The organism is Streptomyces sp. NPDC050423, from assembly GCF_040655445.1.
Classification (GTDB): Bacteria; Actinomycetota; Actinomycetes; order Streptomycetales; family Streptomycetaceae; genus Streptomyces.
On record NZ_JBFAJY010000009.1, the window covers coordinates 1 to 23,241 of the forward strand.

24 protein-coding genes are annotated in these 23,241 nt (G+C 70.2%); 11 read left to right on the top strand and 13 right to left on the bottom strand.

Annotated features, from left to right (window positions below):
- Positions 1–6: 6 nt before the first annotated feature.
- Positions 7–786, bottom strand: coding sequence for a DUF4232 domain-containing protein (locus tag AB0I52_RS09270; RefSeq protein ID WP_363070481.1), 780 nt, complete (start codon positions 784–786; stop codon positions 7–9).
- Positions 787–878: 92 nt separating this feature from the next.
- Positions 879–1,622 (bottom strand): DUF4232 domain-containing protein, encoded by a 744-nt coding sequence (locus tag AB0I52_RS09275; protein WP_363070483.1) that lies wholly within the window; start codon positions 1,620–1,622, stop codon positions 879–881.
- Between the two features lie 892 nt (positions 1,623–2,514).
- Here AB0I52_RS09275 and AB0I52_RS09280 point away from each other — a divergent pair.
- Positions 2,515–2,679: a hypothetical protein gene (locus AB0I52_RS09280; protein WP_363070485.1), complete on the top strand. Its 165-nt coding sequence runs from the start codon at positions 2,515–2,517 to the stop codon at positions 2,677–2,679.
- Positions 2,680–2,773: 94 nt separating this feature from the next.
- Here the strand turns inward: AB0I52_RS09280 and AB0I52_RS09285 are convergent, their stop codons facing one another.
- Positions 2,774–3,559 (bottom strand): DUF4232 domain-containing protein, encoded by a 786-nt coding sequence (locus AB0I52_RS09285; protein ID WP_363070487.1) that lies wholly within the window; start codon positions 3,557–3,559, stop codon positions 2,774–2,776.
- A 210-nt stretch (positions 3,560–3,769) separates the two neighbouring features.
- On the opposite strand from AB0I52_RS09285, the gene AB0I52_RS09290 reads away from it, so the two are divergent.
- The 3 genes from AB0I52_RS09290 (at position 3,770) to AB0I52_RS09300 (ending at position 7,303) form a co-directional block, all read left to right on the top strand.
- Entirely contained in the window at positions 3,770–5,182 is a 1,413-nt protein-coding gene (locus AB0I52_RS09290) for a helix-turn-helix domain-containing protein (RefSeq protein WP_363070489.1), read from the top strand.
- 369 nt (positions 5,183–5,551) lie between these two features.
- On the top strand, positions 5,552–6,565 hold the full coding sequence (locus tag AB0I52_RS09295; protein ID WP_363070491.1) for a MarR family transcriptional regulator: 1,014 nt from the start codon (positions 5,552–5,554) through the stop codon (positions 6,563–6,565).
- 378 nt (positions 6,566–6,943) lie between these two features.
- Complete coding sequence (locus tag AB0I52_RS09300) at positions 6,944–7,303, top strand: VOC family protein (RefSeq protein ID WP_363070493.1); 360 nt, start codon at positions 6,944–6,946, stop codon at positions 7,301–7,303.
- 67 nt (positions 7,304–7,370) lie between these two features.
- Here AB0I52_RS09300 and AB0I52_RS09305 read toward each other — a convergent pair whose 3' ends face one another.
- From AB0I52_RS09305 to AB0I52_RS09315, 3 genes are all read right to left on the bottom strand, one after another.
- The gene (locus AB0I52_RS09305) at positions 7,371–8,261 is read right to left on the bottom strand and encodes a hypothetical protein (RefSeq protein WP_363070495.1); all 891 of its coding nucleotides are present in this window, start codon (positions 8,259–8,261) and stop codon (positions 7,371–7,373) included.
- The gene (locus tag AB0I52_RS09310; protein WP_363070497.1) at positions 8,258–9,730 is read right to left on the bottom strand and encodes an MBL fold metallo-hydrolase; all 1,473 of its coding nucleotides are present in this window, start codon (positions 9,728–9,730) and stop codon (positions 8,258–8,260) included. The genes AB0I52_RS09305 and AB0I52_RS09310 overlap by 4 nt, the downstream gene beginning before the upstream one ends.
- Positions 9,731–9,812: 82 nt before the next feature.
- Entirely contained in the window at positions 9,813–9,944 is a 132-nt protein-coding gene (locus tag AB0I52_RS09315) for a hypothetical protein (RefSeq protein WP_363070499.1), read from the bottom strand.
- Positions 9,945–10,143: 199 nt separating this feature from the next.
- Between AB0I52_RS09315 and AB0I52_RS09320 the strand changes: the two genes are divergently transcribed.
- Positions 10,144–11,457 (top strand): XRE family transcriptional regulator, encoded by a 1,314-nt coding sequence (locus AB0I52_RS09320; protein WP_363070501.1) that lies wholly within the window; start codon positions 10,144–10,146, stop codon positions 11,455–11,457.
- Here the strand turns inward: AB0I52_RS09320 and AB0I52_RS09325 are convergent.
- The 4 genes from AB0I52_RS09325 to AB0I52_RS09340 form a co-directional block, all read right to left on the bottom strand.
- On the bottom strand, positions 11,454–12,263 hold the full coding sequence (locus AB0I52_RS09325) for an alpha/beta fold hydrolase (RefSeq protein WP_363070503.1): 810 nt from the start codon (positions 12,261–12,263) through the stop codon (positions 11,454–11,456). The two genes, AB0I52_RS09320 and AB0I52_RS09325, sit on opposite strands and share 4 nt — an antisense overlap.
- A gap of 155 nt (positions 12,264–12,418) precedes the next feature.
- Positions 12,419–13,216, bottom strand: a complete 798-nt coding sequence (locus AB0I52_RS09330; RefSeq protein WP_363070505.1) for a DUF4253 domain-containing protein — start codon at positions 13,214–13,216, stop codon at positions 12,419–12,421.
- Between the two features lie 37 nt (positions 13,217–13,253).
- Positions 13,254–13,493, bottom strand: coding sequence for a DUF397 domain-containing protein (locus AB0I52_RS09335; RefSeq protein WP_363070507.1), 240 nt, complete (start codon positions 13,491–13,493; stop codon positions 13,254–13,256).
- Positions 13,490–14,275, bottom strand: a complete 786-nt coding sequence (locus AB0I52_RS09340; RefSeq protein ID WP_363070734.1) for a helix-turn-helix transcriptional regulator — start codon at positions 14,273–14,275, stop codon at positions 13,490–13,492. The genes AB0I52_RS09335 and AB0I52_RS09340 overlap by 4 nt, the downstream gene beginning before the upstream one ends.
- 152 nt (positions 14,276–14,427) lie before the next feature.
- Between AB0I52_RS09340 and AB0I52_RS09345 the strand changes: the two genes are divergently transcribed.
- The 3 genes from AB0I52_RS09345 to AB0I52_RS09355 all read left to right on the top strand — a co-directional run bounded on the left by AB0I52_RS09345 (position 14,428) and on the right by AB0I52_RS09355 (position 15,937).
- Entirely contained in the window at positions 14,428–14,832 is a 405-nt protein-coding gene (locus AB0I52_RS09345; RefSeq protein WP_363070509.1) for an ATP-binding protein, read from the top strand.
- Positions 14,833–15,011: 179 nt separating this feature from the next.
- Entirely contained in the window at positions 15,012–15,593 is a 582-nt protein-coding gene (locus tag AB0I52_RS09350) for a DUF6232 family protein (RefSeq protein ID WP_363070511.1), read from the top strand.
- Positions 15,590–15,937 carry a DUF5955 family protein gene (locus AB0I52_RS09355; protein WP_363070513.1) on the top strand — a complete coding sequence of 116 codons (348 nt, stop codon included), beginning with the start codon at positions 15,590–15,592 and terminating at the stop codon, positions 15,935–15,937. The genes AB0I52_RS09350 and AB0I52_RS09355 overlap by 4 nt, the downstream gene beginning before the upstream one ends.
- Before the next feature lie 118 nt (positions 15,938–16,055).
- Here AB0I52_RS09355 and AB0I52_RS09360 read toward each other — a convergent pair whose 3' ends face one another.
- Positions 16,056–16,472, bottom strand: a complete 417-nt coding sequence (locus AB0I52_RS09360; RefSeq protein ID WP_363070515.1) for an ATP-binding protein — start codon at positions 16,470–16,472, stop codon at positions 16,056–16,058.
- 206 nt (positions 16,473–16,678) lie between these two features.
- Here AB0I52_RS09360 and AB0I52_RS09365 point away from each other — a divergent pair, with 206 nt between their 5' ends.
- Together AB0I52_RS09365 and AB0I52_RS09370 are read left to right on the top strand one after the other, a co-directional pair.
- The gene (locus AB0I52_RS09365) at positions 16,679–17,107 is read left to right on the top strand and encodes a hypothetical protein (RefSeq protein WP_363070517.1); all 429 of its coding nucleotides are present in this window, start codon (positions 16,679–16,681) and stop codon (positions 17,105–17,107) included.
- 354 nt (positions 17,108–17,461) lie between these two features.
- The gene (locus AB0I52_RS09370; RefSeq protein WP_363070519.1) at positions 17,462–17,782 is read left to right on the top strand and encodes a hypothetical protein; all 321 of its coding nucleotides are present in this window, start codon (positions 17,462–17,464) and stop codon (positions 17,780–17,782) included.
- 163 nt (positions 17,783–17,945) lie between these two features.
- On the opposite strand, the gene argS is transcribed toward AB0I52_RS09370, so the two are convergent.
- Positions 17,946–19,718: an arginine--tRNA ligase gene (argS, locus tag AB0I52_RS09375; protein WP_363070736.1), complete on the bottom strand. Its 1,773-nt coding sequence runs from the start codon at positions 19,716–19,718 to the stop codon at positions 17,946–17,948.
- 135 nt (positions 19,719–19,853) lie between these two features.
- Between argS and lysS the strand changes: the two genes are divergently transcribed.
- The gene (gene lysS, locus AB0I52_RS09380; RefSeq protein ID WP_363070738.1) at positions 19,854–21,611 is read left to right on the top strand and encodes a lysine--tRNA ligase; all 1,758 of its coding nucleotides are present in this window, start codon (positions 19,854–19,856) and stop codon (positions 21,609–21,611) included.
- A 108-nt stretch (positions 21,612–21,719) separates the two neighbouring features.
- Here the strand turns inward: lysS and AB0I52_RS09385 are convergent, their stop codons facing one another.
- Positions 21,720–23,177, bottom strand: a complete 1,458-nt coding sequence (locus AB0I52_RS09385) for a DUF2637 domain-containing protein (protein ID WP_363070521.1) — start codon at positions 23,175–23,177, stop codon at positions 21,720–21,722.
- Positions 23,178–23,241: the final 64 nt, after the last annotated feature.

Below are 23,241 nucleotides of genomic sequence, written 5' to 3' on the forward strand. Positions count from 1 at the left end.
GGCTGCTCAGTACTGGAGGGCGTCGGCCATCTCGGTCTGCCAGTAGGTGACGAAGCCGTTGTCGTCCCAGTAGGTGTTGGCGGGGAGCGTCAGCTCGGCGGGGGCGCCCGTGGAGCCCACGTTGTTCTTGCCGGCGAAGTTGACCTGGAGGTGGTTGCCCTTGCGCGGGGCCGGGCCGCTGCCGGGCTCGCCGGTCAGGCCGATGGCGGCGTAGGCGGACTGGCCCGGGTCGAGCGTCACGACGGCCTGGGGCTGGCTGTCGTTCAGGATCGGGAAGACGGCCTGGGCGTCGTCGAAGCGGAGCTTGGGTGCGTAGTAGGCGTCGCAGAGCTGGGAGCCCGTGTTGGTCACGGTCAGCAGCAGGTGGTTGATGGGGCGGCTCACCTTGGTGACGGTGACCTTGGTGTTGCTGCCGGTGCAGGTGACCCTCTTGCTGCTGCTGGCGGTGTTGCCTGCTTTGTCCGTGGAGCCGCTGGTGTTCTTCGCTTCGCTCTTGGCGGGCGGCGCGGTGTTCTTCGTCGTGCCGCTGCCGCTGGTCTTGGTGCCGGAGTTGGTGGCGGGGGCGTCGGTGGCGCCCTCCTCCGGTGCGGCGGTCTGGGGCTGGGACTCGGGCTGGGACTCGGGCTGGGACGTGGCCTGCTTGTCGATGGTGTTCGCTACCGGGGCGGCCGCTCCCGCCTTGCTGCTCTCGCTGCTGCCGCTGTCACCGCTGCACGCGGTGAGCGAGAGGGCGGCCAGGAGGGCGGTGGCGGCGATGACGGTGGTGCGGATGCGGTTGCTGCGCATGGTGGTACTCCCCGTGAAGTGGTGGTGGTGGTGCTGGTGGTCTGTACGGTTCAGTGCCGGTTGTTCAGTGCCGGCTGTTCAGTAGCGGCTGTTCAGTACTGGAGGGCGTCGGCCATCTCGGTCTGCCAGTAGGTGACGAAGCCGTTGTCGTCCCAGTAGGTGTTGGCGGGGAGCGTCAGCTCGGACGGGGTGCCCGAGGTGCTCCCGGGGTTCTTGCCGGCGAAGTTGACCTGGAGGTGGTTGCCCTTGCGCGGGGCCGGGCCGCTGCCGGGCTCGCCGGTCAGGCCGATGGCGGCGTAGGCGGACTGGCCCGGGTTGAGCGTCACGACGGCCTGGGGCTGGCTGTCGTTCAGGATCGGGAAGACGGCCTGCGCGTCGTCGAAGCGGAGCTTGGGTGCGTAGTGCGCGTAGCAGGTGCGGGAGCCCGAGTTCGTCAGCGTGAGCAGCAGGTGGTTGACCGGGCGGCTCACCTTGGTGACGGTGATCTTGGTGTTCTCGCCGGCGCAGGTGGTGTCCGTCTTGCCACTGCTGGAGTTGCCTGCCTTGTCCGCGGAGCCGCCGGTGTTCTTTCCGCCGTTCGTGGCGGGCGGCGCGGTGTTCTTCGTCGTGCCGCTTCCGCCGGTGTTGGTGCCGGAGTCGGCGTCGGTGGCGGTGGCGTCCTTCTCCGGCGCGGCGGACGGGGACTGCTTGTCGCTGCTGTTCGCTGCCGGGGCGGACGCTCCCGCCTTGCCGTTGTCGCTCGTGCTGCCGTTGTCACCGTTGCAGGCGGTGAGCGAGAGGGCGGCCAGGAGGGCGGTGGCGGCGATGACGGTGGTGCGGATGCGGTTGCTGCGCATGGTGGTACTCCCCGTGAAGTGGTGGTGTGTGAGGCTCAAGTGCGGGTGGTTCAGGGCCGGCGGATCAGGATCATGACGACTGTGCCGGTCACGATCACCACGCCGATGGCCAGGACATCGATGAGCTCGATGCGGAAGAGCGTTTTCATTGCTCGTCCCCCGTGGTCTCTGCGGTGTGTCCACAGCTTGCGGGGCGGCGGATTCCGGCCGCAACACCTGCCACGCCATTGGGGACGCTGGAATGCCTGCACACCCTCTGACCTGGGAAGATGTGGTGTCCCTGGAACGGTATTCCGGGACGGACGAGGCGGGGAAACGGCGGCGTTCGACGGACTGCGGGGCGATCTGTCGCGCTTCGAATGCCGTGGTCGTGGGGCAGCCGGGCCGGCAGAATGCCGCAGCGCTGGTGCTGCTCACAGGGGAGGGGAGACGGCTACCACGCATACCGTCCGCACCCCCCCTGGCCCGACCGGGAGCGGAGCCGGTCGGGCCAGGGAGGTGCGCCGGGGGGTGTACACCGAACAATCTGCGGCGAACCGGCCGGGGCGGCTGCGCGACCTGGGCCCGGTAGCTGCGCGGGATTCCGGTGGGGACTTCTTCGCCTCGGTTCAGGATCTCGCGCCGGGCGGCCGGAACGCTGACCCGGAGGTGGTCGAGCAGGCGCTGTTGAGGGCGCTGCTCTCCGATCTGGACGACGCGTTGCGGCACCGGAAGCTGTCGCCGTGGCGTCGTCGCCGGGTCACTCGCTTCGTCCTGTTCGTCGAGGACGAGGAGCCGGTGGACCACGGACCGTCCGATACTCGTCCGGGCGGCCCGGACAGGTTCGCGGTGGAGCCGCAGGTGGACTTCGAGGGCGCGGCGGGGGCGCTTCGGCCCGGAATGCGGTCCCGGAATGCGGTCCCGGAACAGTCCGGTGGCCGTGGCCGTGGCGGTGCCGACCCGGCCCGAGGCGGAGGTGGCGGAGTGGTCGGCCGGCCTCTACCCAAGGATCATGACCAGGGACTTCCGGTGGGGGCCGGTCGCAGGGATCGCGCTGTGCGACGACCGCCAACGGTAGGAGCCGGGCGCCTGACGGTCGGTGCGTGCTCCGCGACGACATGCAGGAACGGGCGGTACCCGCAAGGGGCACCACCCGTTCTTTTGGGGGCTGTTCAGTACTGGAGGGCGTCGGCCATCTCGGTCTGCCAGTAGGTGACGAAGCCGTTGTCGTCCCAGTAGGTGTTGGCGGGGAGCGTCAGCTCGGCGGGGGCGCCCGTGGAGCCCACGTTGTTCTTGCCGGCGAAGTTGACCTGGAGGTGGTTGCCCTTGCGCGGGGCCGGGCCGCTGCCGGGCTCGCCGGTCAGGCCGATGGCGGCGTAGGCGGACTGGCCCGGGTTGAGCGTCACGACGGCCTGGGGCTGGCTGTCGTCCAGGATCGGGAAGACGGCCTGCGCGTCGTCGAAGCGGAGCTTGGGTGCGTAGTGCGCGTAGCAGGTGCGGGAGCCCGTGTTGGTCACGGTCAGCAGCAGGTGGTTGATGGGGCGGCTCACCTTGCTCACGGCGGTCTTGGTGTTGCTGCCGGTGCAGGTGACGGGCTTGCTGTTGGTGGTTTTGCTCGCCTGCTCCACGGAGCCGGCGGCGCCCTTTCCGCCGTTCGTGGCGGGCGGTGCGGTGTTCGTCCTCGTGCCGCTTCCGCTGTTCTGCGTCCCGCCGTTCCGCGTGCCGCTGTTCTGCATGCCGGTGTTCTGCGTGCCGGTGTCGGTGGCGGTGGCGTCCTTCTCCGGCGCGGCCGCCGGGGGCTGGGACTGCTTGGCGGCGCTGTTCGCTGCCGGGGCGAACGCTCCCGCCTTGCCGTTGTCGCTCGTGCTGCCGTTGTCACCGCTGCATGCGGTGAGCGAGAGGGCGGCCAGGAGGGCGGTGGCGGCGATGACGGTGGTGCGGATGCGGTTGCTGCGCATGGTGGTACTCCCCGTGAAGTGGTGGTGGTTGTTGTGCGGTTCGGTGCTGGTTGTTCTGCGGTGTGGTCACAGACTGCGGGGCGGCGGATTCCGGCCGCAACGCCTGCCGGGCCATTGGGGATGCTGGAATACCTGCGCGTACTGTGACCTGGGCAGATTCCACGTCCCTGGAATGGTGTTCCGGGACGAATCAGGAGGGGGAACGCTGCAGTGGCGACGCCGGAGGCCGAAGATTTCGCGGCCCTGCTCAAGGAACTGAAGGACCGTTCGGGACGCAGCTACGGGGTGCTCGCCACAAAGCTGCACGTCAGCACGTCGACGCTCCATCGGTACTGCAACGGGGACGCCGTCCCCAACGAGTACGGGTCCGTCGAACGGTTGGCCCGTCTGTGCGGAGCCACGTCCGACGAACTCGTGGAGTTGCACCGGCGGTGGATCGTCGCCGAGGCCGCGCGGCGACGCGGGAAGCCGGAGACCGGGGCGGCGGCTGCCGGGTTCCGGGCGGATACCGGTGCGGTGTCCCCCGCGGGGAGAGCGCCGGCTCCTGAGCCCGAGCTCAAGCGTGAGCCGGAAGCCGCACCCGCGCCTGAACCTGAACCCGGACCCGGACCCGGACCCGGACCCGCGCTTGCTTCCGATGCTTCCGAACTGGAGCGTGAGCACCTGGCCGTGCCCGCCCCCTCGGGTAACCGCTGGCGGCGCGCGTCGGCCCGTACGCGCGTGCTGCTTGCGGCGGCGGCCGTCGTCGCGCTCACCGTGCCCACCGCTGTCGTCGCCAACCAGCTCGCCGGAGCAAGCGAGGACGACGCAGCGAGCGCCTCGGGCGCCATCGACCCCGGTGACGACAAGAAGGCGGGAGCCGTGGCCGACGCCTCGGAGAGCGCTTCCACGTCGCCCAGCCCGTCGGGGAAGCCGAGCGCTTCCGCGACCACCGGGCCCGCCACCCCGTCCGCGAACCCCACCGCGTCCGTCTCGCACAAGACAGAGACCAAGCCGAAGGGCGCCCCCGGGCGGCCCCCGACCGTCACCATCAGCTCGTACAACTGGGACGGGCCCTGCGGCCAGTACTACCTGCTGGACGACGACCCCGCCAACGTCCCTCCGCCGCCCGATCCGCAGGACACCCGTGGCTGGGCCCGCGCGCTGGGTGGGGTGGACGGCGGCCACATGAAGATCGAACTCACGGTGCAGGGCAGGTCGGAGGAAGCGGTCGTGCTGCAGGGCATGAACGTGCGGGTGCTGAACCGCAGCGCACCCCTGAAGCAGTCCGCGTTCTCGATAGCTGACGGCTGCGGGAGCGGTATCGAGCCCCAGTCCTTCGATGTGGCCCTGGACAACAGCCGTCCCACGGTCACCCCTGTGGCGGGGAAGCAGGGGGACAAGACCGTGGCGCCGAAGAACTTTCCGTTCCGCGTCTCCTCCAGCGATGTGGAGGTCTTCGACCTCAACGTGCATGTGGAGGGCCATGACGTCCGCTGGTACCTGGAACTGCAGTGGAGCAGCGGCGGCCAGACGGGCACGATGCGCATCGACGACGGCGGTAATCCGTTCCGTACGAGCAGCATCGCGGGACGGCCGGAGTACCGCTACAACCGCAGCGCTTCCAAGTGGGAGACCGACTGACGCCCCCGAATCTCGGGTCTCGGGTCTCGGGTCCCGGGCTTCGGGCTTCGGGCTTCTGGAGGAGCGGTTCACTCGTTCGAGCGTACGGAGGGGCGGGGTCGGCCCGGGGCTTGGGACTTGGGATTCGAGCTCCGAGCCACGAGCTCCGAGGTTCGAACGCCTTCTTTTAACCGGTAGGGAAAGAAGGGTGGTTGGGAAAACCCTCCCGACCTCCCTGACCCGTCACGGCCATCAAGTATGACTAATGGTGACAGCTTGCGACGGTGCGTCGCGACTGTCTACGGTGCGAGAACTAAACGACCCCGACGCGGTGTATTCAGCACCGAGCCGGGGTCTGACCTCCAAGATCGAAGTAAGAGGACCGATCTCGTGGCTGTTCAGAACTTTAGTCCCGCCGTGTCCGCGTTCGCAGTGTCGGCCCCGTACCCGATGGCCCATCCCGGTTACGGCAAGCGATCCGTTCCGGATCAACCCCCGTCCCGCGCTGATGACTTCGCGCTGCTGCCCTTGCGGGAGCGGTATGTGGCCGGGTTCATCGAGCAGCTGCCCGAGGGCGCCACGATGAGCGTGAAGTGCCTCGCCAAGCAGCTCCCGCTGTACGGGCAGCAGGCCGTCAGTTCCGCGCTGACCGCGCTGTCGGTCGCCGGGCACCTGCGGCGCGTGCGGTGCGCGGTCGGTGGCGGTGACCAGGTGCGGTGGGTGTTCCGGACCTACTGGTCACGGACCGCCCACGACAGCGAATGGTGGGCGAGCCATCTGGCTGCCGTGTCCGAGCCCGTGCCCGTGCTCGTGTCCGCCCTCGTGCCCGAGCCCGCGCCTCAGCCCGTACGGGAACCGATGCCGGAACGGGCACCCGCACCGGTGCGGAAACCGGTGCCTGCGCCCGTGCGGGAAGCGGTGCCTGCACCCCGGACGGAGCGCCCTGCCCCCTCGCCCGCGTACCTCGCGCTGGCCGGGCTCGGGCGGGTTGATGCGCGTCTGGCGCTCTCCGCCGCCGACTGCGCGGTCCTGGAGGGCCTGGCCGAGCGGTGGTTCGCACGCGGCGTGGACGCCGACTACCTCACCGGCGCACTCACCGCCGGACTGCCCGCCCGCGTCGACTCCCCCGTCGGCTTCGTCCGCCGCCGCCTCAACGACAAGATCCCGCCCGCACTGCCCACCACCCCCACACCGCCGCCCGCCGCAAACCCCACCCGACGCGTGATGATGGAGTGCACCGAATGCGGCACCCCCGGCCGCCCCGAAGCACTCCCCGACGGCCTCTGCCAACCCTGCCGCCAGCCCGCAACCACCGCCACCGCCACCCAGGCCGACCCGCCCGTCGAACGCGACGTCAGCGCCCATGTCGCCGGACTGCGCGGGCTCCTGGCGGCCGGTAAGTGAGCTGGTGCTTACCGTTTGAACGCTGCGGCGGGCGCTCTGGTCATCCGTGGTCTTCGGCCCGGCAGCCTGATCCCCAGCCTGGTCGGCGACGAGCCCGTCGTCTGCCCCGGCCTCACCCCAGAACACGGCTTCAGCCCAGTCCGCAGTGATCGAGTGTGGACGACGATCGCACTGTCGACCTGAAGGCCCAGCTCCGAAGCGGTCGCCCGTCCTGCTTCAATTGCGCGACGGAGTTCTGATGGCTCCCCACCGCTCTTCCTCATTGGGAGTACAGCCAAGATGCCTACCTTCGCCGAGCCGTTGCGGAAATCGGGGGCTACCGGCGGCATGAACCTGGACGGGATCCGGAACTCGTAAGCACCCCTCTGGAGGTGGGCCGTGTTCAGCACCGTACGTACTGTGATGACCTTCGCCGTGGACCCCGAGGCGTCGGCCCGGTGGTGGGGTGAGCTCTTGGACGTTCCCGTGATGATGGACGTCAGCGACACCGGAGCCGTCTACGCCTGGGTGGAGACCGGCGGGGTCGAGGTCGGCTTCCACCCGGTGGACGACGAGCGCAATCCCCGGGGCGGCAGCCCGGTCGTGTACTGGGGCGTGGACGACGTCGACCAGGTCCGCGAGCGGCTGCTGGCGGCCGGTTGCAAGCACCATCGCGGGCCGCTGACGATCGAGCCCGGCCGGCGCATCGCCCAGCTGCGCGACCCGTTCGGCACGATCATCGGCATCGAGGGCCCGTAGATCGCGCCGAAACGCCCGGCGCCCCGCCGGTCATCAAGATTCAGCGGGGCACCGGGCATTTCGGCCTTCACCGGTCCAGGCCGTGCAGGCTCTCCAGGCCGGTGGCCGCCGCGTACGCGCGCAGGGCGAGCTTCAGCGAGCCGGCCGTCCAGCGGGCACCCCGGGCCGCGGTGGCGTCCAGGTACAGGCCCAGCACCCGGGCCGGGGCGAGCTCGTGTCCGGCCTGCCGCAGGACGGCGGGCAGGGTGGCCAGGTCGATCAGCCCGGTCACGTCCGGGCGCACGCTCTCCACGTCGAGCAGCACCACCTCGCCGCTCGGGCGGCGCCGCAGGTGCTCGGGCTTGAGGTCGAGGTGGCCCAGCGGCACCAGGCGCGGGCCGTAGGCGTCCAGGTGCGCGGCCAGCACCTCGCTGAACGCGGACGGGTCCGTGATCCAGGCCGGGGTCGGGGCGCGGTGCAGGGCGGCGAGGGTGAAGCCGGCCATCGCCTCGGCGGCCTCGCCGGGCAGCCGCAGTGAGGCCGTGTGGACAGCGGCGACCCGCTCCGCCAGCAACGCGGGCATCTCCACCCTGGTCCAGTCGGCTGGCTCGGGCAGGTACTCCAGCAGCAGCGACAGAGACCCCTCGCCCTCCGCGTACAGCCGGGCAACCGGGGCGGTGTCGGCCAGCAGCGCGTAGGCGAGCGTCTCCCCGGCGTAGGCGGCCGGGTCGGCGTGGAGCTTGAGCACCAGCGAGCCCTCCGACGGCGGCCGGTGCACGGTGAACACTGCGGCGGTGTAGCGGGCGCTGAGCACGCTGACCCTGCCGTCCACGCCGGGGTGGTCGGCGGAGAGCGCTTGGCGAGCCCGCACGAGAAGGTCGACGGGGTCGGTGGGCATCGGGGTGGCCAGCCACCCGGCCGGGCGGATGCGGGCCAGTCCGGTCAGCGCCTCGGCGGCGGTGGCCGGGGCGATGGTCACCGGGCACCCGCCGGCGCAGTGATGCCGGCGGCCAGATTCACGTAGGAGAGGGCGGCGAGGTCGGGGCGCTGGTGCTCGCCGTAGATGCCGAAGAAGGCGTAGACGAGGCTGTCGAGGGGGCGGCCGATGTGCCAGCACTCCATCGCGCCGCCGGCCACGTCCCACACCTGCAGGCGGCCGGTGAGCAGGGCGAGGTAGTCCTGGAAGAACATCTCGGCGCCGAAGGGGTAGACGGCCATCGCCTCCTCGCGGCCCGTCGCCTCGACCTGGACGAAGTCGGTGGTGGTGACGTCCCAGGCGAACTGCAGGAGCTCGCCGGCCGGGCCGTCCTTGAGCCGCAGCACCGCACGGTGAGGGCCGAGCGGGCCGGAGAGGTACTCGTGGATGCTGCACGCCAGCATCCCGGCGCCGGTGGCCAGCAACTCGCGGCCCAGCCGTGGAAGCTCCGCCTTCACTGCCGCGAGGGCCTGGTTGCGGTCGGTGGGCGGCTCGGCGAGCGGGGACAGTTCGACGCCTCCGGGGTCGGCCAGGAACGCGGCGTGGGTGGCCAGTGCCTCGTACTCGAAGTCGTCGTCGATCCGCACCCAGCCGACCTGGCCGGACGTCACCTTCTCCGCTGGCGAGGCCGGGAGGGTCAGGCGTTCGCCCGGACGCGGTCCGTGGACGTGGAAGAGGTTCTGCAGGCCGTTGGCTGCCGCGGCCATCTTCGGGTGGTCGGAGTAGAGGAAGGGCCCGTGTGGCGAGCCGGGCGGCAGGAAGCCGTTGCCGCACAGCGCCACGTCCTTGATGCCGTCGAGTGGGGCGAGGACGTCGAGCAGTAGCTGGTTGAGGACGCTCAGGCCGGTCTTGTGGCGGGTGCCGTCCACGCCGGGCAGCAGGTTGACCGAGGAGGCGGGCATGTCGGGCGGCACGATCTGGGAGTTGTTGGAGACCACGGCCATTCGCGGCACGGGCTGGGCGCCCTCGGCGACCAACTGCAGGTACAGGTCCGAGGGATCGGCGTCCACCGCGACGAATGCGGCCGGGCCGTCGCCAACCTGCAGGCAGGGCTGGACGACGCGGTCCTCCCAGAAGAGCGTCTGGGCGCCGGCGGGGTAGAGGGTGACGCGCAGGTCGCCCAGCTCGATCGCCTCGGTGTGGTCTACCCTGCGGACCTCGAAGCCGAGCCGGACGATCGCCTCCTCGACCGGGGCGGGCAGCAGCGGCCCGGTGTAGACGGGCACCTGCCGGTCCAGCAGGTTCAGGGAGGGCGGGTGGAAGTGGTCGAGGTGCTCGTGTGTGAGCACGACGGCGTCCGGGCGGGGCATCAGTCGGGTGTCGATCCGGCGCGGCGGCCAGACCCGGCACTCGGCCCGGCCGGGCAGGCCGAACGTCGGCTTGAGGACGGGGTCGATCAGGACGCAGTGGCCGCCGCCCTGGACAAGCCAGGTCTGGTGGCCCAGGAACGTCAGCTTCAGGCGGGTGTCCACGAATTGCCTCCTTGATGTTCGGGACCGGGGCTGGAGGGCCCGGGAGGGCGGGACGGCCCCAGCCGCCCCGCCCTCCCGGAGATCACTCAGTGGTGGTAGGTGTGCGGGGCGGCAGCCAGCGCGCCGGTGCCAACGAGCCGGGCGACCCCTTCGCCTGGATTGCGGCGACCTTCTTCGGGTCGAGGGTGACCGGGGCCTTCGCGGTGGTCTTCATCGCGTACTCCTTGCTTAGAGCGGGTGTTGGGGACTCGGCCGGGCGGGCCGGTCCGGTGCTCACAGTTCACCGCCGGGCGGGGCCTGGGTCGAGGCCGGATTACCGGACGCTTCACCGGACACCGTGACGGATAGGTGCCGTTCCCTCGCTCACGGTGGTCATGGCGGCTACCGTGGTGGCCTTGGATCCGGGGGTGCCCATGCCCGAACACGCCGTCGCCAACTGGCGCATCGTCGCCGCCCGCGTCGAACGCGGCTGGCACACCCAGGAGGACTTCGCTGCCGCGTACGAGGACGAGGCCCGCGAGCTGCGCGAGCAGGCCAGGATCTCGGTGCGGCAGGTGAGACGGTGGGAGGCGGGCGAGTCGACCTGGCCCAACCGCGACGCCCGGCGCGTGCTGGAAGCGATGTTCGGCTGTCCCCTTGAAAGCCTCGGGTTTGTCCGCCCCGCCCGCCCGACAGGCCGACGCGCGGACGCGCCCGGACGACAGCTGGAGGAGTGCGACGTGCGCCGACGGACGTTCCTGGGCCTGGTGGGCGTCGCCCCGGTGCTCGACCTTGACGCCCTGGACCACCTCACCGCCGCTGCCCATGGCGCCCACCGGCACGGCGAGGGAGAACTCCTCAGCCACCTGCGGACCGAGCTGGACAACGTCGCCCGCGCCGACGGGCTGGCGGGCCCGCACGAGGCGCTGCCCACCGCACTGGGCATCCTGGCCGCGATCAACGCGGCCGCCCGGACCGCCGGAGAGGGCCTGCGGCGCGAGCTGCTGGTCTTCGGCGCCCGGGGCGCCGAACTCGCCGCCTGGCTCAACCGCGACGCCGGCGCCCCCGCCCAGGCTGTTGCGTACTGGCACCACCAGGCCAAGGAGTGGGCGACGCTGACCGGCGACGGCGCCATGCACGCCTACGTCCTGCTCCGCCAAGCCCAGGCCACCGACCGCACCGACGCGGCCCGGATGCTCGACCTCGCCCGCGCCGCCACCACCGGCCCTTGGACCCTGCCACCACGGCCACGCGCCGAAGCCCTTCAGCAGCAGGCCCGAGCGCTGGCCCTGACCGGCGCCCGTGTCGAGGAGGTGGCCCGCGCGCTCGACCAGGCGCACACCGTGCTCGGCCAGGCCACCCCTGCGAGCGGGCCCGCCACCTGCACCGGCCCGCTCGGCGACGGCTACAACAGAGAGCGGCTGATGGTGCAGGGCGCGATCTGCTACCGCGAAGCCGGCCAGAGCGAACGGGCCGTCAGTCTCTTCGGCGCACACCTCGCCACGGACGTGTTCGCGCCCCGCGACCGTGCGTTCTTCACCGCGCAGTACTCCGGCGCCCTGGTCGCCGCCGGCGAACCGGACGAAGCCGCCACCGCCGCGCTGGAGTCACTGGCGCTCGCCGCCGGAGCCCGCTTCGGGCAGGCCCTCGCCGAACTCCACCGCACCGCCCACGACCTCGCGCCGTACGCCAAGCGCCCGGCCGTACGCGAATTCCGGCAGCGGCTGGACGAGTTGGCGGTCGCCTAACCGGCCAGGAAGGCGCTCACCTTCTCGATTACCTTGCGCTGCCACACCTGCGACTGCGGGTCCAGATACTGCGGGTCGTCGTGGACGGCGAAGCCGTGCTGGGCCCCGTCCAGCTCCACCAGCTCCACCGGCCCGCCGAACATCGCCTGGTGCCGGCGGGAGGACTCGACCGGCACGAAGGTGTCCGCCGTGCCGTGCATCATCAGCAACGGCGCCCGCACCTCGGCCAGGATCGCCGGGGTGTCCAGGTAGAAGACCTCGTTCAGCAGGGTCCGGTTCAGCTCGAACGGCGACTTCTCGGTGAAGCCCTGCTCGTCCAGCCGGACGGCCATGTCCCCGGACAGGTAGTCGTCCGACCAACCCGGCCGGGAGGTGACGTACCGCTCCTTGTAGTCCAGCCGCGGGTTCAACAGCACCAGCTTGTCGACATCGCCCGGTCGATGCGCGGCATGTAGCGCGGCGGCGCCGCCCGAGAACGAGGCGGCGATCACGTGCACCGGGCCCGGCCAGCCGGTGTGCGCGCGCAGGTGATCGCAGGCCGCGCGGATGTCGTTGGTCACCGAGGCGATCGTCAGCTCCGACTCGCGTCCGCCGCTGGCCCCGTGCGCCCGCAGGTCGAACCGCAGACTGGTCACTCTGGAGGCAGAGAGGCCGGCGGCCAAGCGCGTGAAAAAGCCGCCCTCCTCCCGGGTCACCCCTGACCCGTGGACCAGTACCGCCATCCCGACCGGCGTCTCCGCCGAGCAGACCGTGCCGAACAGCGCGGTACCGTCCAGGGACTGAAACGCCGTCTCGTGATCGACCATACACAGATCGTAGTCATTCGGTTGGGCTCCCGGACCCGCTCGCCCGATTCCCCGAGCCGTCCAGCCGGCTTCACATTCACAACGCGCGCGTTCAGGCTCTCGTGATCATCTCAATGTGGGTTTGGCAGGCATCTCGGCTGGACCCTCGTTGAGGCTCAGTCCCACCAGAACGCCCAAGTCTCCTGGTTCAGCACCGCCTTCTCCGCGTATGTCTGGAGGGTGTTGAGTGTCGACTGCTGGATGTTGTCCGGGCAGAACGCGAAGTGCTCGGCGGCCAGCGCCTCGGCCTCGGCCGCCGTGGTCGGCGGGCGGCTCACGGAGACGACCATCGTGTCGAAGCCGAGCACCACGACACGCGCCCCGAACCGGTCCTCCCAGGAACGCAGCACCGCGCAGAGCCGAGCCACGTCGTTCTCGTGGTTGAGCGGTCCCGACCAGCCGATCGCCGCAGGTATGTCCGCGCTGCGCCGCGCGGGCACCAGTCCGGCTCGCATTCCGGCCGGCGAGAAGTCCATCTGGGTCATCTGGTCCGCGATCTCGGCCGCCAGACCGTCCGGGGTGTCCGGCCCCGCCTCGGCCGGCACGGGGGCCAGGCCCGGCCAGTCGGTCTCGGAGTCGTCGAGGTCGAGTTCGTCGTCGGCGTACGCCTCCCACACCTCGCTCATGACGTCCTCGGCGTCATGGTCCCCGGGGTACGTCGTCCCGGCCGGAGTGAGGTCCCAGTGCTCGGGCCACTGGGTGCGCATCCCGCCGTCGATCAGCACCGGAAGCAGCCCGAAGGGCCGCCCCAACGCGCGCAGCGCGGCCCACGAGCCGGGGGACGCGGACTCGGCCCCGTACCAGAGCAGTGGTTCGTCCCACGCGCCGTCGACCGTGTCGACCACGCGTGTGCCGGGCGGGAGTTCCAGCCCGGCGTCGGCCGGAGAGCGGAGGGGATTCGGGAGCGTCGCCATGCCAAAACCCTAGGCGCCCCCACTGACAGTCGTCCCGTCAGCGTCCGACGTGCCCGGTGAACGTGGCCCAGGTGGTGGGGGTGAGGGTGAGTGCGGGGCCGTCGGGGTTCTTGGAGTCACGGACGTGCACGGCGCGGGGGTGAGCGGCGACCTCGACGCAGGCGCCTCCCTGCTCGCTGCTGTGGCTGGACTTCCGCCAGTTGTAGGCGACTTCGAGGCACTCGCCACCGTCGCTGCCGCTGTAACTGGATTTGAACCAAACACGTGCGGTGCTCATAGCTCTCCTAGCAGCCGGTCCAACAGACCCTTCGAATCCTCGACGTTGAGGGCCTGCGTCCGCAGCATCGCATATCTCTGGGCAAGGATGCTGATGTCGTCCGGGTCGGAGATGAGCTGGCTGCCTCGCTGCGTCTCGGTGTAGGCAACGTGTTGGTAGTCCGGTGTTTCCAGCAGGATGAACGGGCCGTCGAGGGCTGCGTGCGTAGCCCGGTCCAGGGGCATGATCTGGAGCGTGAATCCAGGGAGATCGGCACATGCGCGCAGGTGGCGGAGGGTCTCTTCATGCACGACGCGACCGCCCAAGGGTGCCCGCACGATCGCCTCGGAGATGATGAAGCTCGTGGTGGGTGGGAGTGTGCGCCGCATGATCTCCTGACGCTCCAGCCGGTTGCTGACGTGGGTGTCGATCTCCTCCGGGCTGAACGCAGGAACGCGGCTGCCGAAGACGGCCCGCGCGTACGCCTCCGTCTGCAACAGGCCGGGCAGAACCTGGTTGGCGAAGAACGACAACGCCAGCGCCGACCGCTCCAGGTCCATGTACTGCTCCGCCCACGCCGGGATCAGGTCCACCTCCGGCATGTTGTCCACCGCCGTCTCCAGCGTGCCCTTCGTGTCCAGGAGGCTGTCCAGGACGCGGGCCAGGGGAGGGAGCAGGGTGCGGCGGCCCTGTTCGATGGAGGCGATGGTTTCCGGTTGGGCGCAGGCCTGTTCGGCCAGTTGGCGCTGGGTCAGTCCCGCGGCGATGCGGAACCGGGCCACGAGCGCGCCCACGAGCTTCATTGCCGACGCGTTCTTGCGCTGCCGATTCCTGGGGTGCATACGGTCCCCACTCCCCACTCTTGTCCGTACTTCACGCGTGATCGGGACGTACAAGAAATCTGTACGGGTGCACGTAGTGCATCAGCATAGTCACAGAGTGTGACTCTCGTCTCATGAACGAGACGATGCAACTCGTGCTGATGCGCGAGCGGTTCTACCGGCGTGAGCGTCGATCGGTGCGGTCCGCACGGGAGTTCGTACGGACCGCCGCCGAGGACTGGGGGTACGGGGCGCGGGCCGACGACGTACTGCTCTGCGTGAGCGAGCTGGCGACCAACGCCCTGGTGCACGGGGTGCCGCCGGGGCGCGGGTACCGGGTGCGGCTGATGCTCAGCGAGGCGGGGCGGCTGCTGCGGGTCGAGGTGCACGACAGCGGGGACGGGACGCCTGCGGGGCGGGAGCCGGACGGGGAGTCGGGGCGGGGGCTGCTCATCGTGGCGGCGTACTCCGACGGGTGGGGGGTGGGGGAGCGTAGCCCCGGCAAGATCGTCTGGTGCCAGTTCCGCCGGGAGTCGTGACAGCCGGGGGCCTCCGGGTCGGCCCAGGTGGTGAGATTTCGCCAATTCCGGGGAGGAGAAGCTTCGTTGGGTAAATTCGACTTGCGTTGACGAACGGCGCGACGCCTAATGGATCCTTCGCGGCGAGCGGATCGTTCGAGGGGGAAACAGTGGAACCACCGGCCGTACCCCCGCGACCCATGGGTGCGCCCGCGCCGTCGCCCCTCGTGCACGCGGTGTACCTGAGGATCAGCAAGCGGCTGCTGTGGGTCGGGCCGGCCGCGTATCCGCTGGAGAACATCGTCCGCGTGTTCACGTTCGTGCTGCGCCCGCGCCGCAAGGAGGCCATAGTGCGCTTCTGCAAGCGTGTGGCGTTGACGCTCGCGATGGCGGTGGGCCTGACCGTGCTCATCCTGCTGGTGGACGGGGTGGCAGCCCTGGGCCGGGGTGAGAGCAGCGGTGGCCCGTTCATCTTCTTCGTGTCGCTCGGGACGGCGGGCTCGCTGGTCTACTTCCTGGTGGAGATGACGAAGGTCCTGTCGGCCCGCTCGCACTTCGTGCTCGCCGTGGAGACGTCGGGGCTGTCGACGGCGATGGTGACCAGCCACGACCCGAACCATCTGATGGAGCTCGTCGGCCGCATCACGTACGCGATCGACCATCCGGAAGCGGAGTTCACCGTGCGGGTGGAGGGAATCAGCGCGAGTCCCCAGACCTACCACTTCGGGGACAACGTCAATATGTACGGCGGATCCGGGAACGTGGGGATTGCGAATTCATGACCGGCGACAACGTCAACATGTATGGCGGCTCGGGGAACACGGGCATCCAGAACAACCGCTTCGCGCAGCCCGCCACCGAGCCCGTCTCCCCGGAACTGCGGGAGGCGGTACGGGAACTGCTGCGGCTGGTCGGTGAGCTGCGGGGGCAACTCCCGCCCGCCAGTGCCCGGGTCCTGGACGACAACCTGCCCGCCCTCACCGGAGAGGCCGACGCGCCGCCGGCACCCGAGGAGCGGCACCGCGCGCTGCTGGCGGTCGCCGGGATCGCGGCCACGGTGTCGGCGGTCGGGGAGCCGGTGATCGAGGCGGTCCGGAAGGTGCTCGGACTCCTGGGCGCCGTCTGAGCCGTACGCGCTACAGCAAGCCGTACGGGCTGGAGCCGTCGCGCCACAGCCGTACGCGCCGGAGCTGTACGGACTGGAGCCGTCGCGCCCGAACCGTACGCGCCAAGCGGTCAACCCGTCAGCGTGCCAGCGTCGCGAGAATCGTCTTCCCCCGACTGCCGTGACGGTGGACGGTGACGTTGTTGGCCAGCCGGAGGACCATCGGCCAGCCGAAGCCGCCCGTCCGGCCGGTCAGGTCCGGGGCGCGGCACTGCGGATGGGTGGGGCTGGGGTCGACGACCCGTACGTGCAGCGCACCTTGATCGGCCCCGAACGACAGGGCGGTGACGCCTCCGGCGTACCGGATCGCGTTCGTCACCAGCTCCGACGAGAGCAGCACCAGGTTCTGGACCGCACGGGCGGACGGCGCCGGGTTGAGTTGTGCGACGAAGACGGCGGCGGCCTCGCGGGCCTCCGAGGCCCGGAGCGGTGGGGGTGCGGCCTCCGACACCGTTTCCGCGGCGGTGAAATCGGGTGTGGCGCATGGGTCTGTCATGTGGATACACCCCAGGGGGAAGGGCTCGGCGGCCGGTCCTGGCTGCGTGTACCCGAGCCGTTGCCGGATATCCGAAATTGGCCCGTACGGGTGGCCGCCCGTTTTGAGGCGTGCGTCGGGTTCCTGGGGGAAGGTGAGCGGGACCAGACAGTGCGGCTTGGCCGGAATCGGTTCCGGGACGACCGCTGCGGCGAAGGGAACAGCACATGAACGAGTCCGTCGACCTCGCACCGGACTCGAACGCGGTGATCACCGAGCCGGTGCCCGATCTCCAGCTCCAGCTGCTCATCCAGCTCCTGGACCGGGAGATGCGCTCCGGGCTGCCGCTCACGCTGACCATCCCGGCCGGTGTGCTGCACGGTGACGTGATCGGGCACGAGGCCTGGAAGGCGGAGTGGTCCAGGAGCCTGCGCCAGGTGGAGGGCGAGGGGGCCAACCTCATCGCCGAGTTCCCCGAGACGGTGGATCAGAGCATCAAGGAACTCCGCGACGGCGAGGACGCGCAGCGGCTGCCCCGCTGGATCCACCTGCGCGACGCCACCCTCGTGTTCGGCGGTACGGCTCCGCTGCGGCTGCCGCTGTGGCGCGGCCGGCTGTCCGATGTCTCCGGGTGGGCGCTGGGTCGGCCCGAGTAGTTCCCGGCCAGGCGCAGGGGAGCCGGGCAGGCGGGGCTCCCGGCCAGGCGCGGGGGGCCGGGCAGACAGGGCTCCCGGCTTGGCGGGGGAGCCGGCAGCGCTGCGTGCGCGCTGCATACGCACTGCATGCGTCGAATGGCTGTGCGTAGTCGATTTTCGGCTGACTCTCCGTCTCTCACGTCGCGCGTGTCGCCCGCTTCGACCCCTGTGTGTCCTTGCGGGCACTCGTTTCATGCCCCATGGGGCGGTATGCCGCTTTCGGCCAGTCGGTTCGGGCGGTCTAGTGGATCAGTCCGGGCTCGATCAGGCTGGATCCGACCGACCGCTTCTGTCCGACCCTCAGAGGAGACGAACGTGCGTAGTCATCACCGTGTCGCGGCTGTCGCCGCATCCTTCGCGCTGGCCGGCGCGGGACTGCTGGGAATGGCCTCGCCTGCCGCGGCATCCGCGGCAGGGCTTTCCTGCAGCACTCCCAAGCTCCTGGTCGGGAGTGCGGGACACCACGGCGCTTCCATCAGCTGTACGGGCGGAGCGTTCACCGAGTTCATCGACTGCTACAAGCCCGGCTACGGCACCTACCGGCACTTCGGCAACCGTGCGGTGTCCGGTGGAACCTCCACCACCTGGTGCGACACGGGCGCGGATGTCACAGCCGTAGGGGTCTCGCCCTCCTGAGCCCTCCTGAGCCCTCCTGAGCCCTTCGGAGGGCCTCACCCCCTGACGCATCACCGCGATGGGCACGTGCTCGGCCCGACGCGCGAAGGGCCGCTGACAGCGCTCCGGGTCACGAGCGTGTCAGCGGCCCTTCGCGGCCCCGCAGGTCAGGAACGTGTGGTGCTCAGAGCCGCTCGGGCGTCCGGATGCCGAGGAGCTTCATGCCCTGGTGGAGCGTGCGGGCGGTGATGTCACAGAGGAACAGCCGGTTCTCCACGACCTCGGCCGGGTTGTCGTCGCTGAGGACGTGGCACTGGTCGTAGAACGTCGTGTAGTGCGAGGCCAGCTGGTAGAGGTACGCGGTCAGCTTGTGCGGCTCGTAGCCCTCCGCGACCTCGGACAGCACCTCGGCGAACCGGTCCAGGTGCAGCCCCAGCGCCCGCTCGGCCGGGGCCAGCTCCAGCTCCGGGTGCGCGACCGGCTTCGCGTCGCCGGCCTTGCGCAGGATCGACCGGATACGCGCGTACGCGTACTGGAGGTAGACGGACGTGTCGCCGTTCAGCGACACCATCTGGTCCAGGTCGAACTTGTAGTCCCGCACGGCGGAGGTCGACAGGTCCGCGTACTTCACGGCGCCGATGCCGACGTACCGGCCGTTCTCGATGATCTCCTCCTCGGTCAGGCCGATCTTCTCGGCCTTCTCCCGGACCACGGCCGTCGCCCGCTCGACCGCCTCGTCCAGCAGGTCCTCCAGCTTGACCGTGACACCCTCACGGGTCTTGAACGGCTTGCCGTCCTTGCCGAGGACGGTGCCGAACGCCAGCTGGTGCGCCTTGACGCCGTCGCTCAGCCAGCCGGCCCGCCGGGCCGTCTCGAAGACCATCTTGAAGTGCAGGGACTGCCGGACGTCCACCACGTACAGCAGGGTGTCCGCCTTGAGGTTCCGCACCCGGTCGCGGATCGCGGAGAGGTCGGTCGCCGCGTAGCCGTAGCCGCCGTTCGTCTTCTTGACGATGAGCGGGACCTTGTTGCCGTCCGGGCCCAGCACATCGTCGAAGAAGACGCAGAGCGCACCCTCGGAGCGGACGGCGACGCCCGTCTCCTCCAGGATCCGGCAGGTCTCCTCCAGCATGTCGTTGTAGCCGGACTCGCCGACGATGTCGGGGTCGCTGATCTCCATGTCGAGCTTGTCGAAGACCGAGTAGAAGTAGATCTTCGACTCGTCGACGAACCGCTGCCACATGGCGAGCGTCTCCGCCTCGCCGGCCTGGAGGGCCACCACCCGGTCCCGCGAGCGGGCCTTGAACTCCTCGTCGGAGTCGAAGAGCGCCCGTGAGGCCTTGTAGAGCCGGTTGAGCGAGGACATGGCGGCCTCGCCGTCGGCCTTGTCGCCCTCGTGACTCAGCTCGTCGGGGTGCTCAATCAGGTACTGGATGAGCATGCCGAACTGGGTGCCCCAGTCACCGATGTGGTGCCGCCGGACCACGGACTCGCCGGTGAACTCCAGGATCTGCACCATCGCGTCACCGATCACGGCGGACCGCAGGTGACCGACGTGCATCTCCTTGGCCACGTTCGGCTGGGCGTAGTCGATGACCGTGGTGCCCGCGGCGCTGTCGGACGGCACGCCGAGCCGGCCCTCGCCGTCCGCGGCACGGGCCGCGAGCGTCTCGGTGATCGACTTGTCCGAGAGCGTGATGTTCAGGAAGCCGGGGCCGGAGACCTCGATGTCCTTGATCAGATCGCTCGCCGGGAGGGCGGCCGTGACCTGGGCGGCCAGCTCGCGCGGGTTGCCCTTGAGCTTCTTGGCGAGGGCCAGGATTCCGTTGGCCTGGAAGTCGGCCCGGTCGCTTCGGCGCAGCAGCGGGTCCGCGGTGCCGGCATCCGGCAGGGCTGCCGTCAGGGCGTCCGCCAGCTGCTGCTGGAGCGTGGAAGCGAGGGAATTGACCGAGGCCATCAGCTGGCTGCCGTTTCCGTAGGAGTACAAGGGATGACGCCAAGTATCCCACGGTGTGCAAAGCCGTTTTCGCGCTGTGGGCGGTACCTGGGAGAATGACACTCGCCCCCCATGAGTCCTACAAGAGAGAAGGACGTGCCGACCGTGGCTCAGAGTCAGAGCAGCACCGAGACCGACTGGGTCTCCCGCTTCGCGGACGAGGTCATCGCCGAATCGGAGCGTCGTGCGCCTGGCAAACCGGTCGTCGTCGCCTCCGGCCTCTCCCCGTCCGGCCCGATCCACCTGGGCAACCTCCGCGAGGTCATGACCCCGCACCTGGTCGCCGACGAGGTCCGCCGGCGCGGCCACACCGTCCGGCACCTGATCTCCTGGGACGACTACGACCGCTACCGCAAGGTGCCGAACGGTGTCCCGGGCGTCGACGAGTCCTGGGCCGAGCACATCGGCAAGCCGCTTACCTCGGTGCCCGCCCCGGCCGGCTCCGCGTATCCGAACTGGGCCGAGCACTTCAGGGCCGCCATGCTGGCCTCGCTGGACGAGCTGGGCGTCGAGTACGACGGGATCAGCCAGACGGAGCAGTATTTGGCCGGTACGTACCGCGAGCAGATCCTGCACGCGATGCGGCACCGCGCCGACATCGACGCCGTCCTGGACCGCTACCGGACGAAGAAGGACGGGGCGGCGGGAGCCAAGGGAAAGAAGCCGCAGCAGAAGAAGGCCGACGAGGCCGAGCTGGAGGCCGAGGCGGGCTCCGGCGCCGCGAGCGAGGACGACGGCAGCGGCGGCTCGGCCGGCTACTTCCCGTACAAGCCCTACTGCGGCAACTGCGAGAAGGACCTGACCACGGTCACGTCGTACGACGACGACAGCACCGAGCTGAACTACACCTGCTCGGCCTGCGGCTTCGCCGAAACGGTTCGGCTGAAGGAGTTCAACCGCGGCAAGCTGGTCTGGAAGGTCGACTGGCCGATGCGCTGGGCGTTCGAGGGCGTGATCTTCGAGCCGAGCGGCGTCGACCACTCCTCGCCCGGTTCCTCGTTCGTCGTCGGCGGCCAGATCGTCCGCGAGATCTTCGACGGCGTGCAGCCGATCGGACCGATGTACGCCTTCGTCGGCATCTCCGGCATGGCGAAGATGTCCTCCTCCAAGGGCGGCGTGCCGACCCCGGCCGACGCGCTGAAGATCATGGAGGCCCCGCTGCTGCGCTGGCTGTACGCGCGCCGCAGGCCCAACCAGTCCTTCAAGATCGCCTTCGACCAGGAGATCCAGCGGCTCTACGACGAGTGGGACTCGCTGGGGCGCAAGGTCGCCGACGGTTCCGTGCTGCCGGCCGACGCAGCCGCGTACGCCCGCGCGATCGGGACGGCCGCCGGTGAGCTGCCGCGCACCCCGCGCCCGCTGCCGTACCGCACCCTCGCCTCGGTCGCGGACGTCACCGCCGGGGCCGAGGACCAGACGCTGCGCATCCTCAGCGAGCTGGACCCGGCGAACCCGCTGACCTCGCTGGACGAGGCCAGGCCCCGGCTGGACCGGGCCGAGAACTGGATCACCACCCAGGTCCCGGCCGAGGCCCGCACCGTCGTCCGCGACGAGCCGGACAAGGAACTCCTCGGCTCGCTCGACGACGAGGGCCGCGCATCGCTGCGGCTGCTGCTGGAGGGTCTCGACTCGCACTGGTCGCTGGACGGGCTGACCACGCTCGTCTACGGCGTGCCGAAGACGCTGGCCGGGCTGGAGGCGGACGCCAAGCCGACGCCCGAGCTGAAGACCGCGCAGCGGTCGTTCTTCGCGCTGCTGTACCGGCTCCTCGTCAGCCGGGACACCGGGCCGCGACTGCCCACGCTGCTGCTCGCGGTCGGGGCGGACCGGGTGCGCAGGCTGCTCGGCGCGTAACGACGAACGCCGAAGGGCCGCCACCCCTGCTGTTCTGCGGGTGGCGGCCCTTCGGCGTTGCTGTTGCTGTTGCAGTTGCTGGTGTGGGGTTGGTGGGGCTGGTGTGGCTTACGCGATGTGCTCCGCTTCGAGTTCCGCGTGGTAGCGGTTCTTGAAGCCCTGGATCAGCTGGCGGAGCAGGGCCGCGCTGCGCGGGTGCCGCACGTTGTGGCCGTCCGACAGGTGTATGTCGAGAACCTCGATGCTGGGGTACGTGCTGTGCTGGGTCACGAACGCCGCGAAGACCTCGTAGGCGATCTCGCTGAACTCCGCGTCCTCCTGCGCCCATTCCTCCGCCCATTCCTCGGCCGCCTCGGCGACGGGCTTCGGCTCATCGGGGGCGTTGCCGGACGCGGGGGCCTCGTCGTCGGACGCGGGGGCCTCGGGTGCCTCGGGGACCGGCAGCCGCTGCTCGCCGCGCGGGGCCGGCATGGCGCCGATCGTGCCCACGTTGCCCAGCGGGCGGGTGCGGCCGGGGCCGGTCGGGATCATGACCGGGCCGGGTTCTTGGGCGTCGACGTACGTCGGGTTGTACGAACCCTCGTACGCGCCGTCCGGCGCCTGTGCCGCGAACCACGGGCTCTCGTACGAGGCGGGGTCGGGGGCCTGGGCTTGAGCCTGGGCCTGGGAGTGCGGCTGGAAGGCGCTCTGCTGCTGGAGCTGCTGGTTCTGCTGCTGGTTCCGTTGCCGGATCTGCTGCTGGTTCTGCTGCTGGTTCTGCGGCTGCTGCTCCGGCTCGGCGTACTGCTCCTGCTGCGGGGCGCCGACGAGTTCGGGCTGCTGGAACTGGGCCGTTTCGACGGCGGCGACAGCTTCCGCGGGGGCGGGGGCCGGGGGCAGCAGGACTGGTTCGATGCCTGCGGCGGCGAGTCCGGCCGGGCCGGTCTCGGCCAGCGGGATGCCGTACTTGGCGAGGCGGAGCGGCATCAGCGACTCGACGGGCGCCTTGCGGCGCCAGCTGCGGCCGAAGCGGGCCTGGAGGCGGGCCTGGTAGATCAGCCGGTCCTGTTCGAGCTTGATGACCTGCTCGTACGACCGCAGCTCCCACAGCTTCATCCGCCGCCAGAGCCGGAACGTCGGAATGGGAGAGAGCAGCCAGCGGGTGAGGCGGACCCCCTCCATGTGCTTGTCGGCCGTGATGTCGGCGATCCGGCCCACGGCGTGCCGGGCGGCCTCGACGGAGACCACGAACAGCACCGGGATCACGGCGTGCATGCCGACGCCGAGCGGGTCCGGCCACGCGGCCGCACCGTTGAACGCGATCGTCGCGGCGGTCAGCATCCACGCGGTCTGGCGCAGCAGCGGGAACGGGATGCGCAGCCAGGTCAGCAGCAGGTCCAGCGAGAGCAGGACGCAGATGCCGGCGTCGATGCCGATCGGGAAGACCAGCGAGAAGTTGCCGAAGCCCTTCTCCAGGGCGAGTTCGCGCACGGCCGAGTACGAGCCCGCGAAGCCGATCGCTGCGATGAGCACCGCACCTGCGACCACGAGCCCGATGAGTATTCGGTGCGTGCGTGTGAGCTGCATCGCGGCCACCCGCGATCCCCTTCCCGTTTCTTCGTCTCCGACGTCCGGTCTGGAGGGACGATTT

Excerpts from the sequence above, each read along its gene's own strand:
- AB0I52_RS09365 (WP_363070517.1), top strand. The coding sequence starts at position 16,679 with ATGAACGAGTCCGTCGACCTCGCACCGGACTCGAACGCGGTGATCACC.
- AB0I52_RS09360 (WP_363070515.1), bottom strand. The coding sequence starts at position 16,472 with ATGACAGACCCATGCGCCACACCCGATTTCACCGCCGCGGAAACGGTG.
- AB0I52_RS09385 (WP_363070521.1), bottom strand. The coding sequence starts at position 23,177 with ATGCAGCTCACACGCACGCACCGAATACTCATCGGGCTCGTGGTCGCA.
- AB0I52_RS09340 (WP_363070734.1), bottom strand. The coding sequence starts at position 14,275 with ATGAAGCTCGTGGGCGCGCTCGTGGCCCGGTTCCGCATCGCCGCGGGA.
- AB0I52_RS09355 (WP_363070513.1), top strand. The coding sequence starts at position 15,590 with ATGACCGGCGACAACGTCAACATGTATGGCGGCTCGGGGAACACGGGC.
- AB0I52_RS09285 (WP_363070487.1), bottom strand. The coding sequence starts at position 3,559 with ATGCGCAGCAACCGCATCCGCACCACCGTCATCGCCGCCACCGCCCTC.
- AB0I52_RS09270 (WP_363070481.1), bottom strand. The coding sequence starts at position 786 with ATGCGCAGCAACCGCATCCGCACCACCGTCATCGCCGCCACCGCCCTC.
- AB0I52_RS09275 (WP_363070483.1), bottom strand. The coding sequence starts at position 1,622 with ATGCGCAGCAACCGCATCCGCACCACCGTCATCGCCGCCACCGCCCTC.
- AB0I52_RS09280 (WP_363070485.1), top strand. The coding sequence starts at position 2,515 with ATGCGGTCCCGGAACAGTCCGGTGGCCGTGGCCGTGGCGGTGCCGACC.
- AB0I52_RS09315 (WP_363070499.1), bottom strand. The coding sequence starts at position 9,944 with ATGAAGACCACCGCGAAGGCCCCGGTCACCCTCGACCCGAAGAAGGTC.
- AB0I52_RS09325 (WP_363070503.1), bottom strand. The coding sequence starts at position 12,263 with ATGGTCGATCACGAGACGGCGTTTCAGTCCCTGGACGGTACCGCGCTG.
- AB0I52_RS09330 (WP_363070505.1), bottom strand. The coding sequence starts at position 13,216 with ATGGCGACGCTCCCGAATCCCCTCCGCTCTCCGGCCGACGCCGGGCTG.
- AB0I52_RS09320 (WP_363070501.1), top strand. The coding sequence starts at position 10,144 with ATGCCCGAACACGCCGTCGCCAACTGGCGCATCGTCGCCGCCCGCGTC.
- argS (WP_363070736.1), bottom strand. The coding sequence starts at position 19,718 with ATGGCCTCGGTCAATTCCCTCGCTTCCACGCTCCAGCAGCAGCTGGCG.
- AB0I52_RS09345 (WP_363070509.1), top strand. The coding sequence starts at position 14,428 with ATGAACGAGACGATGCAACTCGTGCTGATGCGCGAGCGGTTCTACCGG.
- AB0I52_RS09350 (WP_363070511.1), top strand. The coding sequence starts at position 15,012 with ATGGGTGCGCCCGCGCCGTCGCCCCTCGTGCACGCGGTGTACCTGAGG.
- AB0I52_RS09335 (WP_363070507.1), bottom strand. The coding sequence starts at position 13,493 with ATGAGCACCGCACGTGTTTGGTTCAAATCCAGTTACAGCGGCAGCGAC.